The organism is Frateuria edaphi, from assembly GCF_021117405.1.
Taxonomy (GTDB): Bacteria; Pseudomonadota; Gammaproteobacteria; order Xanthomonadales; family Rhodanobacteraceae; genus Frateuria_A; species Frateuria_A edaphi.
On the sequence record NZ_CP088251.1, the window covers coordinates 174,714 to 188,234 of the forward strand.

At 69.1% G+C, this 13,521-nt stretch carries 9 protein-coding genes; 6 read left to right on the forward strand and 3 right to left on the reverse strand.

Annotated features, from left to right (window positions below):
• Positions 1-13 precede the first annotated feature (13 nt).
• A complete protein-coding gene (locus LQ772_RS00835) occupies positions 14-1,021 on the forward strand; it encodes an SDR family oxidoreductase (protein ID WP_231323114.1) in 1,008 nt (335 codons plus the stop codon).
• Between the two features lie 62 nt (positions 1,022-1,083).
• Here the strand turns inward: LQ772_RS00835 and grxD are convergent, their stop codons facing one another.
• The 3 genes from grxD to LQ772_RS00850 all read right to left on the reverse strand — a co-directional run bounded on the left by grxD (position 1,084) and on the right by LQ772_RS00850 (position 4,116).
• Complete coding sequence (gene grxD, locus LQ772_RS00840; protein ID WP_231323116.1) at positions 1,084-2,007, reverse strand: Grx4 family monothiol glutaredoxin; 924 nt, start codon at positions 2,005-2,007, stop codon at positions 1,084-1,086.
• A 75-nt stretch (positions 2,008-2,082) separates the two neighbouring features.
• Entirely contained in the window at positions 2,083-2,682 is a 600-nt protein-coding gene (locus LQ772_RS00845) for an SGNH/GDSL hydrolase family protein (protein WP_231323118.1), read from the reverse strand.
• A gap of 174 nt (positions 2,683-2,856) precedes the next feature.
• A complete protein-coding gene (locus tag LQ772_RS00850; RefSeq protein ID WP_231323120.1) occupies positions 2,857-4,116 on the reverse strand; it encodes an aminotransferase class I/II-fold pyridoxal phosphate-dependent enzyme in 1,260 nt (419 codons plus the stop codon).
• A 91-nt stretch (positions 4,117-4,207) separates the two neighbouring features.
• Between LQ772_RS00850 and rsgA the strand changes: the two genes are divergently transcribed.
• From rsgA to aceE, 5 genes are all read left to right on the forward strand, one after another.
• On the forward strand, positions 4,208-5,260 hold the full coding sequence (gene rsgA, locus LQ772_RS00855; protein WP_231323122.1) for a ribosome small subunit-dependent GTPase A: 1,053 nt from the start codon (positions 4,208-4,210) through the stop codon (positions 5,258-5,260).
• Positions 5,261-5,327: 67 nt separating this feature from the next.
• Positions 5,328-6,599: a peptidase MATCAP family protein gene (locus LQ772_RS00860; protein ID WP_231323124.1), complete on the forward strand. Its 1,272-nt coding sequence runs from the start codon at positions 5,328-5,330 to the stop codon at positions 6,597-6,599.
• Between the two features lie 115 nt (positions 6,600-6,714).
• Complete coding sequence (locus LQ772_RS00865) at positions 6,715-9,027, forward strand: NADP-dependent malic enzyme (protein ID WP_231323126.1); 2,313 nt, start codon at positions 6,715-6,717, stop codon at positions 9,025-9,027.
• A gap of 261 nt (positions 9,028-9,288) precedes the next feature.
• On the forward strand, positions 9,289-10,272 hold the full coding sequence (locus LQ772_RS00870) for a glycosyltransferase (protein WP_231323128.1): 984 nt from the start codon (positions 9,289-9,291) through the stop codon (positions 10,270-10,272).
• A 199-nt stretch (positions 10,273-10,471) separates the two neighbouring features.
• Positions 10,472-13,189: a pyruvate dehydrogenase (acetyl-transferring), homodimeric type gene (aceE, locus tag LQ772_RS00875; protein WP_231323130.1), complete on the forward strand. Its 2,718-nt coding sequence runs from the start codon at positions 10,472-10,474 to the stop codon at positions 13,187-13,189.
• The last annotated feature ends 332 nt before the right edge of the window (positions 13,190-13,521 follow it).

Genomic DNA, 13,521 nt, shown 5'->3' on the forward strand with positions numbered 1-13,521 from the left:
AAGGAGCCGCACCATGAAGAAACCCGAAGTCGTCGTCATCACCGGCGCCTCCGCCGGCGTCGGCCGCGCCACCGCCCATCGCTTCGCCCGCGACGGCGCGCGCATCGCCCTGATCGCGCGCGGCAGCGATGGCCTGGAGGTCGCCGCCGAGGAAGTGCGGCGGTTGGGTGGCGAGGCGTTGCCGATCCCGCTGGACGTGTCCGACGCCGACGCGGTCGAGGCCGCGGCCGAGCGCGTCGAGCGGGAGCTCGGCCCGATCGACATCTGGATCAACGATGCCATGGCGACCATCTTCGCGCCGGTCCACCAGATCAGCCCGGCGGAGTTCCGCCGGGCCACCGAGGTCACTTACCTGGGCACCGTGTACGGCACCATGGCGGCGCTCAAGCGCATGCGCGAGCGCGGCCGCGGCACCATCGTGCAGGTGGGGTCGGCGCTGGCGTACCGGGCGATACCGCTGCAGGCGCCCTACTGCGGCGCCAAGTTCGCCATCCGCGGCTTCACCGACGCGCTGCGCGTGGAGCTGATGCACGAGCGGAGCGACATCCACATCACGATGGTGCAGCTGTCCGCCTTCAACACGCCGCAGTTCCAATGGGGCCGCACCAAGCTGCCGCGCCGGCCGCAGCCGGTGCCGCCGATCTTCCAGCCGGAGGTCGCGGCCAGGGGCATCCATTGGGCCGCGCATCACCGGCGGCGCGAGCTCAACGTGGGTTTTCCCGCGGTCAAGGCGATCCTCGGCAACAAGCTGTTCCCGAAGCTGGGCGATCGCCGCCTGGTCAAGCTCGGCTACGCCGGCCAGATGGGCCAGCTGCCGCTGCCGGAAGACCGGCCGGACAACCTTTACGAAGCGGTGCGCGAGGATTACGGCACGCACGGCCGCTTCGATGCCCGTTCCAAGGCGTACAGCCTGCAGTTGTGGGCCACGACGCACCGCGGCCTGCTCGCCGCCGGCGTGCTGGCGGCCGGGGCGCTGTTGTGGGCGGGAAGCCGTGGCCCGCGCCGGGCGGAGCACGTGTAGGTTGGTGGGTTCGGCCTACCGCCGAGGTGCGCCAGGGTGGGCCGAAGCCCCACCCTGCGCCATCAGTAGCGCGGCACCGAGGAATCGATCTCGCGTGACCACGCATCCATGCCGCCCTCGACGTTGAACACGTCGGTGAACCCGTGCGCCGCGAAGCGCTCGGCCACGCCGCGGCTGGAGTTGCCGTGGTGGCAGATGAAGGCGATCGCCGTGTCCTTCGGCAGCGCGGCCAAGGCGTCGTAGCCCTCCTCCTCCAGCACGCGCGCCTGCGCCAGCGACGGGGCCAAGGCGCGGCCAGCGGCCGGGCGCACGTCCACCAGCAGCACGCTGCTGTCGGCCAGGCGTGCCTTCAGTTCCTGCACGCTGAGCGACTTGATCTCCTGCGCGCCGGGGAACTTCAGGCTGAGGCCTTCGCCCTGCACGGTGGAGACCCAGTCGATCACGATGCCCTTGGCGCGCTGCGCGCTGCCCGGGTCGAAATGCACCTCGATGCCGTTGGCGGTCACCACGATGTCGTGGTCGCCGGCCGGCGCCAGCTGGAAGCCGGCGCTGTGGTCGGGGCCGATCTCCAGGTGCAGCGCCAGTCCCTGTGCGTTGGCGATGCCGTTGCGGATGGCCTCGGCCGCCTTGTCGGTGATCGTGATCTCCGGCGGCGTGCGGTCCGGCGGGGTGGCGCCGAACAGCGAATGCAGTTCGCCGCTGGCGTACATCTGGCGGATGATGTCGGCGCCGCCGACCAGCTCGCCCTCGACGTACAGCTGCGGGATCGTCGGCCAGTCCCCGAACACCTTGATGCCCTCGCGGATTTCCGGATCGTCCAGCACGTTGACCGTGTGGTATTCGGGCAACAGCTCGTTGAGCGTGTTGGTCGCGGCCGCGGAGAAACCGCACATCGGCTGGCGACGGTCGCCCTTCATGAACAGCACCACGCGGTGGTCCTTGAGCAGGGTTTCGATGCGTTCGCGGGTGGCAGGGTCGAGGGACATGGGAAAGCTCCGGCAAAGAGGGCCAATGATACGCCCCGCAGATGGGGGCGGTGCCAGGCGATCCCAATCGCCGCGCTATTTCACCGCAGCGGCGGCGGCCGGCAGGATCGCGTCGGTCCACAGCGTGTACTGCGCGGCGCCGGGGTGCAGGCCGTCGTCGGCTACCAGGTCCGGATGTCGGCGCGAGATCGGCGTGATGTCCACCCAGCGCGTGCCCGCGCGGCCGGCCTCGTCGCGGGCGATCGCGTTGTAGACGTCCAGGGCGCGGGCGATCTGCGCCGGGTCGCGATCCTGCTCGCGGGCGAAACGGGTGACGCCCCAGTCGGGAATCGAGACCACCACCACATGCGCGGCCCGGCCGCCCGCCAGCGCGATCGCCCGTCGAAGCAGGCCGCTGAACTGGGAGCGGTACTCACCGGCCGCGCGGCCCCGGTACTGGTTGTTGACGCCGATCAGCAGGGTGACCAGGTCGTAGGGCGGCGTGAACGTGGCCGCGTCCATCGCGGCGGAAAGCTCGTCGGTGGTCCAGCCGGTCACGGCGATGATCTGCGGGTCGTCGATGGCCACGCCACGCGCGCGCAGCTGGTGCACCAGTTGCACGGGCCAGCGGCCGGTCGCGGGAACGGCTTCACCGATGGTGTAGGAATCGCCCAGGGCGAGGTAGTGCAGGGGCATGGCAGCGCTCCGGTGGGTGGTCCTTCGACTCCGGCGCCGGACATCCAGGCTCGGGCCGAAAGGATATGTTGGCCGCCCGGGAAACCGTTCGCGCTGGGCATAGCCCCCAGGGTGAAGTCGAAGCGCTGGCGGCAACCACGCGCCCAAACCCCTGTCCCGTGGGGATGGCCTGGATCAGGCGATGGCCGACTCGCGCGCCTGCTCCTGCGCCATCCGCGAGAGCACCCGCTCGACCCGCACGAACACCTCGGCCAACTGGTCCGGCGGCGGCAGCAGGGTCAGGCGGAAGTGGCGGCTGTGCGGCACGTTGAAGCTGGACCCGGGCACGACCAGCACCGCTTCCTCCTCCAGCAGGCGCAGCGCAAACACGTTGTCGTCGAACCGCGCCAGGCGCTCGGCCCGTACCTGAGGGAACGCATACAGCGCGCCCGCGGGAGCGACCAGGTCGAGAAACCCGCTCGATGCCACGCCCTCCAGCACCGCGCGACGTGCCTCGTGCAGGCGCCCGCCGGGGGCGGTGAGCGCGGCGATCGTGGCGCGACCGGTCAGCGCCGGCTCGACCGCCCACTGCGCGGTGACGTTGGCGCACAGGCGCAGCGCGGCCAGCAGCTGCAGCGCATCGCGGTAGGCGCCGGTGCGCGCCGGATCGCCGGACAGGCTCAGCCAGCCGACGCGGTAGCCGCAGGCGCGGTGCACCTTCGACAGCCCGCCGAAGCTCAGGCACGGGTGCGTGCCGGCGACCTCGGCCAGTGGCTGGAAGGGCGCGTCGTCGTAGAGGATCTCGTCGTAGATCTCGTCGGCGAACAGCAGCAGGTCGTGGCGCTGCGCGATTGCCACCAGCTGTTCCAGCAGCGCGCGCGGATACACCGCGCCGGTGGGGTTGTTCGGGTTGATCAACACCAGCGCGCGGGTGCGCGAAGTGATCAGCGACTCGAGTTCTTCCGGATCGGGCAGGTGCGCGTTCTGCGCCAGGCAGCGGTAATAGCGCGGGCTTCCGCCGTTCAGGATGGTCGCCGCGCTCCACAGCGGATAGTCGGGGCTGGGCAGCAGCACCTCGTCGCCCGGCTGCAGCAGCGCGCGCAACGACAGGTCGATCAGCTCGCTGACGCCGTTGCCGACGAAGATGCGCTCCACCGCCACGCCCTGCGCGCCGTGCGCGCGTTGCTGCGCGGCGATCGCCTCGCGCGCCTCTTCCAGCCCCTGTTCGTGGCCGTAGCCCTCGCTGTCGGCCAGGTGTGCGGCGATCGCCTGGCGCAGGTGGCCCGGCGTCTCGAAACCGTAGCGGGCCGGGTTGCCGATGTTGAGCTTGACGATGGCGTGGCCGGCCGACTCCAGTTCGCGGGCGCGGCGGGTGAGCGCGCCGCGGATCTCGTAGCGCACGTCGGCGAGGTGGGGGCTGGGGGTGATCGACGCGGAAAGGGACGGAACCGGCACGGGGTCCTCTGCGGGGCCTTGTAAAGCCGCTGATGCTAGCAGTGCGGGGTGCGCGGCGGACACCGCCTCGGCAAGGCATAATCGGGAACCTATGAGCGATGCCGCGACCATCGAACGCCTGCGCCACATCGGTTGGCGCGGCGACCTGCCACCCGGTGGACACCGCATCGCCCGCGTGGTGGCGCAGCATCGCGCCGGCTACGAACTGCACGACGGCCAGGCACTGTTCGGCGCGCAGCCGGCCGGACATTTCCTCAAGCGCACCCTCGATCCGGCCGACCGCCCCGCGGTAGGCGATTTCGTCGAGGTGGAGGAGGGCCGGCCGCCGCACATTCTCAGCGTGCTGCCACGGCGCAGCGTGCTTTCGCGCGCCGCCGCGGGCGAGCGCTACGAGCGGCAGATCATCGCCACCAACATCGACTACGTGCTGGTGCTCACCGGGCTGGACAACGATTTCAACCCGGCGCGCATCGAGCGCTACCTGTCGCTGATCGAGGATTCCGGCGCGCAACCGGTGGTGCTGCTGAGCAAGCTCGACCTGCAGGCCGATGGCGATGCGCGCCTGGCCGCGCTGCGCGAGCGCCTGCCGGATACCACGCCGATCCACGCCGTCAACGGCAAGGACCCGGCCAGCGCCGAGCTTCTCGCGCGATACCTGGGGCCCGGCGACAGCGCGGTGCTGGTCGGATCGTCCGGCGCCGGCAAGTCCACCCTGACCAACACCCTGCTCGGCACCGAACGCATGGCCACCGGCGCGGTGCGCGAGCACGACAGCCGCGGTCGCCACACCACCACCCACCGCGCGCTGCTGACGCTGCCCACCGGCGGTTGCCTGATCGACACGCCCGGCATGCGCGAACTGAAGCTCACCGGCGAGGAAAACCTCGACCTGTTCGCCGACATCGAGGCGCTGGCCGAAACCTGCCGCTTCGCCGATTGCGGCCACGGCAGCGAGCCCGGCTGCGCGGTGCAATCGGCACTGGACTCGGGCGACCTGACCGCCGAGCGCTGGCGCAATTACCTCAAGCTGCGCGACGAGCGCGAGGAGCAGGCGGCGACGCTGGAGGCGCGCCTGCGCCGCCAGCGCGGTGGGCGTCCGCCGGACCGTCCGCACGGACATCGCGGCCGGCGCGAGCGGGAGTAAGGCGCGGCATGCACGGCAGCTGCGCGAATCCGGGCCGTCCCTGCACCGCGTGTGCGCCGAGGCCGCGATGAACGTCGACGCATCCGCCCGCCGGCACTACGCCGCGCTCGACCAGCGCCTGCTCGCCGCCACCCGCGCCATCAACATCCTGCCCACGGTGAGCTGGCCGGCCTCGCTGGAGCGGCGCATGATCGCTGCCTACGACAAGGGCGATTTCGCGTTGCCGGAGGTGCATTACGTCCGGCCGGACCTGGCCGCGGTGCGCGCCGAGCTGGCGGCGATCGAACGCGAAGCCGAGGTGCTGCTGGTCGGCGACCCGATCGGCGATTTCCTGTGCCGCACCGCCACCTCCTGGCGGGTGGCAGCGGAGATGCTCGAAGCGGTCGGCAGCGCCGGCGTCACCGCCCCGTCGATCGCCCTGTACGGGCGGCCGGGCGATGCAATCCCGGGCAGTGACAAGAGCAACCTGGACGCGGCGCGCTACTTCGTCGAGCTCTCGGACGAGCTTGGCGCCGACCTGCTCTCCGACACGGTGAGCATGAATCTTTCGGCCGAGGAACTGTGCGCGGACCTCAGCCAGGTGCTGGACGGCTTTTTCGGCCCCGGACGCATCGCGGTGGAAGTCGACCCCGAACTCACCGCCAAGGCCGCCGCCGGCGCCACGCGCATCCGCCTGCGCGGCGGCGCCCACTTCAGCGAATACGACCGCCACCAGCTGCTCGCGCACGAGGCGTTCGTGCATTCGCTCACCGCGCTCAACGGCCGCGAGCAGCCCCTGCTCGGCTCGCTGGCGCGCACCTCGCCGCGCGTCACCGCCACGCAGGAAGGGCTGGCAGTGTTCGCCGAGCTGATTTCCGGCGCCATCGACATCGCGCGGCTCAAACGCATCAGCCTGCGCATCCTGGCCATCGATATGGCGCTCAACGGGGCCGACTTCGTCGAGGTCTACAAATACTTCCGCCATTGCGGGCAGGGCACGGCCGACAGTTTCCACTCCGCGCAGCGGGTGTTCCGCGGCGTGCCGCTGACCGGCGGCGCGGTGTTCGCCAAGGACAATGTGTACCTGTCCGGCCTGCTCACCGTGCACACCTTCTTCCGCTGGGCGTTCAAGCAGCAGCGCATGGACCTGCTGCGCTACCTGTTTGCCGGCAAGCTGGCGCTGCACGACGTGATCACCCTGCAGCCGCATTTCGAGGCCGGCACCCTGCTGCCCCCGCGTTGGCTGCCACCGTGGATGCAGCGCGTGCATGGCTTGGCCGGCAAGCTGGCCTTCTCCCTGTTCGTCAACGGCATCCACATGGGGCAGGTGCAGGCGGACGAGCTGAACCTGCGGCTCTGAGCGCCATTGCCGCGCCAGACGGCCTGGCGTGGCTCCTGCAGGCGCCGGAAGGCTCGCAAGCAACCTGCCTGTTACCATGTGAGACCGCTTCCCCTCGCAGAAAAAGCCGCCACCCATGGCCCATCCCGACGACCTGCGCCACGCCGCGCTCGAGTACCACCGCCATCCCCGCCCAGGCAAGATCAAGGTCACCGCGACCAAGGCGATGGTGACGCAGCGCGACCTGGCGCTGGCCTACTCGCCCGGCGTGGCCTACGCCTGCGAGGCGATCGTCGAGGACCCGCAGGCGGCCAGCCAGATGACCGCTCGCGGGAACCTGGTGGCGGTGATCACCAACGGCACCGCGGTGCTCGGCCTGGGCGACATCGGTCCGCTGGCCGGCAAGCCGGTGATGGAAGGCAAGGGCGTGCTGTTCCAGAAGTTCGCCGGCATCGACGTGTTCGACATCGAGTTGAACGAGCGCGACCCCGACAAGCTGGTCGACATCATCGCCGCGATGGAACCGACCTTCGGCGGCATCAACCTCGAAGACATCAAGGCGCCGGAGTGCTTCATCGTCGAGCGCAAGCTGCGCGAGCGGATGAACATCCCGGTGTTCCACGACGACCAGCACGGCACCGCGATCATCGTTGGCGCCGCCGTGCTCAATGCGCTGGAAGTGGTCGGCAAGAGGATCGAGGACGTCAAACTCGCCACCACGGGCGCCGGCGCGGCTGGCATCGCCTGCCTGGACATGCTGGTGGCGCTCGGCGTGAAGCCGCAGAACATCCTGGCGTTCGATCGCGAGGGCGTGATCCATACCGGACGCCCGGGCCTGGATCCGGACAAGGCACGCTACGCGCGCGATACCGACAAACGCTCGCTGGCCGACATCGTGGCGGGCGCGGACGTGTTCCTGGGCCTCTCCGCCGGCGGCATCCTCAAGCCGGAAATGGTCGCGACCATGGCCGAGCGCCCGGTGATCCTCGCGCTCGCCAATCCCAACCCCGAAATCCTGCCCGAAGACGCCAAGCGCGTGCGGCCGGACTGCATCATCGCTACCGGCCGCTCGGATTACCCGAACCAGGTCAACAACGCGTTGTGCTTCCCGTACATCTTCCGCGGCGCGCTGGACGTGGGCGCCACCGGGATCAACGAGGCGATGAAGCTCGCCTGCGTGCGCGCGATCGCCGCGCTGGCGCGGATGGAGGCTTCGGACCTTGCCGGCGCCTACGGCGGCGAGGTGCCCTCGTTCGGCGCCGAATACCTGATACCACGTCCGTTCGACCCGCGCCTGTTGGTGATGCTGGCGCCGGCGGTGGCGCAGGCGGCGATGGATTCGGGTGTCGCCGCGCGACCGATCGAGGACATGGACGCCTACCGCGAGAAGCTCGGCCAGTTCATCTACCGCACCAGCCTGCTGATGAAGCCGGTGTACGAGCGCGCCCGCACGGACCTCAAGCGCGTGGTCTATGCCGAGGGCGAGGAAGAAACCGTGTTGCGCGCCGTGCAGACGGTGATCGACGAGAAGCTCGCCTTCCCGATCCTGATCGGCCGGCCGGACGTGATTGCCCAGCGCATCGAGCGGCTCGGCCTGCGCATCCGCGAGGGCGTGGATTTCGAGCTCACCAACATCAACGACGACCCGCGCTTCAACGACTACTGGCAGCAGTACCACGCGCTGACCGAGCGGCGCGGCGTCACCCCGGCGGCCGCCAAGAACCTGCTGCGCTCGCGGCCCACGCTGATCGCCGCGCTGATGGTCGAGCGTGGCGAGGCCGACGCGATGATCTGCGGCCTGGTCGGTCGCTACCACAAGAAGCTCGGCTACCTGCGCAGCGTGTTCGGCCTGGACCCGAACGTGCAGTGCACCTCGGCGATGAGCGGCGTGATCAACGACCTGGGCGCCTGGTTCTTCGTCGATACCCACGTGCAGGTCGACCCCACCGCCGAGCAGATCGCCGAGGCCACGCTGCAGGCGAGCTATCGCCTCAAGCTGTTCGGCATCGCGCCGAAGGTGGCGCTGCTCTCGCACTCCAATTTCGGCAGCCACGACAACCCCAGCGCCGCCAAGATGCGCAAGGCCTACCAGCTGATCCGCGAGCATGCGCCGCGGCTGGAGATCGATGGCGAGATGCAGGCCGACACCGCCTGGGATGAGGCGCTGCGCCAGCGAATCTTCCCCAACAGCACGCTCACCGGTCGCGCGAACCTGTTCGTGCTGCCCAACCTGGACGCGGCCAACATCGTCTACAACATGGTCAAGGTGATGACTGGTGGCGTGGCGATCGGCCCGATCCTGATGGGCGTGGACAAGAGCGCGCACATCCTCACCCCGGCCTCGACCGTGCGCCGTGTGGTCAACATGACCGCGCTCGCGGCGGTGGACGCGCAGCTGCGCGGTTCGGGCCGCACGACCGGCGCGGAAGCCTGGCGGAGCATGCGCTAACGCAACGGCGGCCGGTACGGCGTATGCTGCGCTCGCGCGCCGGTTCCCGGGGCGGACGCGGGGGCGTCCACCCGTCATCCAGAGGACAGGACGAGCGCGCGCAGGGATCCGGAGGCATGACGGCAGGATGGCGCATCTGCGCCCAGCGTTGGCTGGGTGCAGGCCTTTGCGCAGATACCAGGCCGTCCGGCAACTGAACGGCGGATACCCGGCCATGGAGCGGCTTCGGAAACGCAAGGCATCCTTGGGGTCGGGTGACTCATGTCTGAAACCGCACTTTCCGCCAGCATCCTGCTGCTCTGCTACCGGGATGCGCCCTACATCCGTGCTGCGCTGGAATCGGCGCTGGCGCAGACGGTGCCGTGCGAGATCATCGTATCCAACGACTGCTCGGACGACGGCACCTTCGAGCTGGCGCAGGAGATGGTCGCCAACTACCGTGGCCCGCACCGCGTCAGCGTGCGCCGCAACGAGCACAACCTGGGCGTGGCCGCGCACGTCAATGCCGCGGTGCCGCTGACCCATGGCGACATCGTGGTGATGATGGCGGGCGACGACATCTCCTACCCGCACCGCGTGGCGACGATCCTGGATGCATTCCGGCGCCGGCCGCGGGCGACCGTGCTGGGCAGCGACTTCGACGGCATCGACGAGAACGGCCACGCGCGCGAGGTGTCGTTCCGGCAGCGGCCGGAAGTGTTCGGGCTGGACTACTACGTGAGCATCGGACGGCTGATCGGCCTGCTGGGCGCGGCCATGGCGTTCCGGCGCGAGGTGTTCGAACGCTTCGGCCCGCTGCTGGGACCGATCGAGGACAATGCGCTCAGCCTGCGCGGCGCGCTGCTTGGCGAATGCATGAACCTGCGCCAGCCGCTCATCCAGTACCGCCAGCACGCCAACAGCGTCAGCGCCGGCGTGTTCGCCCGGCACGAACCGCCGATGCTGCGCATGCAGCGCCGCTACGAACGCACCATCCACTTCTACCGCGGCACCGCCGACGACCTGGAACATTGCCTGGCGCAGATGCCGGAACTGCCGCCGCGCCGGCGCGGACTGGCGCGGGACATCGTCGCGATGTACCGGATCGAGGCCGATGCACGCGAGGCACTGCTGCACAAGGCCCGCCACCACTGGCTCAAGCCGATCGGCCGTGGCCTGATGCACCTGGGCCTGCGCCGCAAGAGTGCCGAGCGCGCGCTCAAGCTGTTCGTGCCTCGGCGCTGGTTCGGCCTGTACGGCCGCTAGCCCGCCGGTTCCCAGGAGCCCCTGTGCGCGACCGCGGCCTGCGGCCGGGCCGTCGCCGCGCGCGCGACATCGAGCGGCGAAAGGGTGCGCTCCTGCGGTATGCCGGTCTCATGTGGCACCCCCGCACCCCGAAAGCTAGAATCGGGGGCTCCCCACACGTCGAATACATCAGGCGCCCAGCGCGCCGCGGAGAAGCTTCATGGATCAGTTCGATGACATCCTGAACCAGGATATCGACCCCACCGAAACCCGCGAGTGGGTCGAATCGCTCAATGCGGTCATCCAGCACGACGGCACCGAGCGCGCGCATTACCTGCTCGAGCGCATGGTCGATTCCACGCGGCGCTCCGGCGGCTACCTGCCGTTCGATCCGACCACCGAGTACGTCAACACCGTCGCGGCCAGCCAGGAGGCCAAGAGCCCCGGCGACGCGGCGATGGAATGGCGCATCCGCTCGCTGATCCGCTGGAACGCGATGGCGATGGTGGTGCGTGCCAACCGCAAGCCCGGCGAGCTCGGCGGCCACATCGCGAGCTTCGCGTCCTCCGCCACGCTCTACGACGTGGGCTTCAACCATTTCTGGCGCGCTCCGAGCGCCGAGCACCCCGGTGACCTCGTGTTCCACCAGGGCCACTCGAGCCCGGGCGTGTACGCCCGCTCGTACCTGGAAGGGCGCATCGGCGAGGAGCAGCTGGACCTGTTCCGCATGGAGGTGGTGGGCAAGGGCCGTGGCCTGTCCTCCTACCCGCATCCGTGGCTGATGCCCGACTACTGGCAGGTGCCGACGGTGTCGATGGGCTTAGGTCCCATCCAGGCGATCTACCAGGCGCAGTTCTGGAAGTACCTCGAGCACCGCGGCCTGATCCCGAAGACCGACCGCAAGATCTGGTGCTTCATGGGCGACGGCGAGTGCGACGAGCCGGAGTCGCTCGGCGCCATCTCGCTGGCCGGTCGCGAGGGCCTGGACAACCTGGTGTTCGTGATCAACTGCAACCTGCAGCGCCTGGACGGTCCGGTGCGCGGCAACGGCAAGATCATCCAGGAACTGGAAGGCGTCTTCCGCGGCGCCGGCTGGAACGCGATCAAGGTGATCTGGGGTTCCTACTGGGATCCGCTCCTGGCGCGCGACAACGACGGCGTGCTGCGTAAGCTGATGATGGAAACGCTCGACGGCGAATACCAGGCCTGCAAGGCCTTCGGTGGCGCCTACACGCGCGAGCATTTCTTCGGCAAGTATCCGCAGACCCGCGAGATGGTCGCCAACCTGTCCGACGACGACATCTGGCGCCTGAACCGTGGCGGCCATGATCCGCACAAGGTCTACGCCGCCTACCACGCGGCGGTGAACACCAAGGGGATGCCGACGGTGATCCTGGCCAAGACGGTCAAGGGCTACGGCATGGGCCTGGGTTCGGGCGAATCACAGAACCCGACCCACCAGCAGAAAAAGCTCGATACCGATTCGATCCGGACGTTCCGCGACCGCTTCAACATCCCGGTGCCGGACGACAAGCTGGACGAAGTGCCGTACTACCACCCGGGCAAGGATTCGCCGGAGGTCGAATACATGCTCGAGCGCCGCCGCGCGCTGGGCGGCTTCCTGCCGCAGCGCCGCCGCAAGACCGACGTGGCGCTGAAGGCGCCCGAACTGTCCGCGTTCGAGCAGATCACCAAGGGCACCGGCGAGCGCGAGATCTCCACCACCATGGCGCTGGTGCGCGGCATGAACCTGTTGCTGCGCGACAAGGCGATCGGCCCGCGCGTGGTGCCGATCGTGGCCGACGAGGCGCGCACCTTCGGCATGGAAGGCATGTTCCGGCAGATCGGCATCTACGCGCCGTTCGGCCAGAAGTACCGCCCGCAGGATGCGGACCAGCTGCTGTACTACCGCGAGGACCAGAAGGGCCAGGTGTTGCAGGAAGGCATCAGCGAGGCCGGCGGCATGGCCGCCTGGATGGCCGCGGCGTCGAGCTATTCGATCAGCAACCAGCCGATGCTGCCGTTCTTCATCTACTACTCGATGTTCGGCTTCCAGCGCATCGGCGACCTGGCCTGGGCCGCCGGCGACATGCGCGCGCGCGGCTTCCTGATCGGCGGCACCTCCGGCCGCACCACGTTGAACGGCGAAGGCCTGCAACATGAGGACGGCCAGTCGCACCTGATGTCCGGCGTGATCCCCAACGTGAAGTCGTACGACCCGACCTTCTCCTACGAGGTCGCGGTGATCCTGCAGGACGGCACCCGCCGCATGCTGCAGGAGCAGGAGGACGTGTACTACTACATCACCGTGATGAACGAGAACTACGAGCACCCGGATCTGCCCAAGGGTTGCGAGGAGGGCATCATCAAGGGCATGTACCTGTTCCGCGACTCGGGTACGGGCAACAGCGGCAAGGGCAAGTCCAAGACCAAGGCGCCGTGCGTGCAGTTGCTCGGCTCGGGCACCATCCTGCGCGAAGTGATCGCGGCGGCCGAGCTGCTGCAGAAGGACTTCGGCGTGGCCGCCGACATCTGGTCCTGCCCCAGCTTCGCCGAGCTGCGCCGCGACGGTTTCGATGCCGAGCGCTGGAACCGCCTGCACCCGGAAGCCGAGCAGCGCCTGCCGTACGTCACCCAGCTGCTGCAGGGCCGCTCGGGCCCGGCCATCGCGGCGACCGACTACGTGCGCGAGTACGCCGACCAGATCCGCGCCTTCATGCCCGACGGCATGCGCTACACCGTGCTGGGCACCGATGGCTACGGCCGCTCGGACACGCGCGAGCACCTGCGTGACTTCTTCGAGGTCGACCGCTACTGGATCGCCCACGCCGCGCTGGCCGCGCTGGCGAAGGACGGCCTGGTCAATGCCAAGGACGTGGCGCGCGCGATCAAGGAGTACAAGCTCGACCCGGACAAGCCGAACCCGCAGACGGTCTGACCGCCCGCCTCATAGCTCCCTCTCCCCGCCGGGGAGAGGGTCGGGCCATTGCGCTGTTCGACGTCCTCCCCGGGAAGGGCTGAAGGCCACCCACGGACACCTTACGCAAACGTCGATGTGATCGGTTGTACCTCCCCGGTGGATCGCACTGCGGGTGACCCTCACTTGCCCCGGCTCCGAGCGCCCGCGGTAAAGCGGCGGCAGCGCCTCTGAGAGCAAGGGGCCCACTCGACAAGGCGAGGCGGCACCTAGCTCTTTACTCGCCCCGTGCTCAGCGAGGCCATTTCTTTTGGTTACTTTTCTTTGGGCCAGCAAAGAAAAGTGACTCGAGC

What these genes read in the sequence shown, in the direction of transcription:
- LQ772_RS00835 (WP_231323114.1), top strand. Translation starts at nt 14, where the DNA reads ATGAAGAAACCCGAAGTCGTCGTCATCACCGGCGCCTCCGCCGGCGTC.
- grxD (WP_231323116.1), bottom strand. Translation starts at nt 2,007, where the DNA reads ATGTCCCTCGACCCTGCCACCCGCGAACGCATCGAAACCCTGCTCAAG.
- LQ772_RS00845 (WP_231323118.1), bottom strand. Translation starts at nt 2,682, where the DNA reads ATGCCCCTGCACTACCTCGCCCTGGGCGATTCCTACACCATCGGTGAA.
- rsgA (WP_231323122.1), top strand. Translation starts at nt 4,208, where the DNA reads ATGAGCGATGCCGCGACCATCGAACGCCTGCGCCACATCGGTTGGCGC.
- LQ772_RS00860 (WP_231323124.1), top strand. Translation starts at nt 5,328, where the DNA reads ATGAACGTCGACGCATCCGCCCGCCGGCACTACGCCGCGCTCGACCAG.
- LQ772_RS00865 (WP_231323126.1), top strand. Translation starts at nt 6,715, where the DNA reads ATGGCCCATCCCGACGACCTGCGCCACGCCGCGCTCGAGTACCACCGC.
- LQ772_RS00870 (WP_231323128.1), top strand. Translation starts at nt 9,289, where the DNA reads ATGTCTGAAACCGCACTTTCCGCCAGCATCCTGCTGCTCTGCTACCGG.
- aceE (WP_231323130.1), top strand. Translation starts at nt 10,472, where the DNA reads ATGGATCAGTTCGATGACATCCTGAACCAGGATATCGACCCCACCGAA.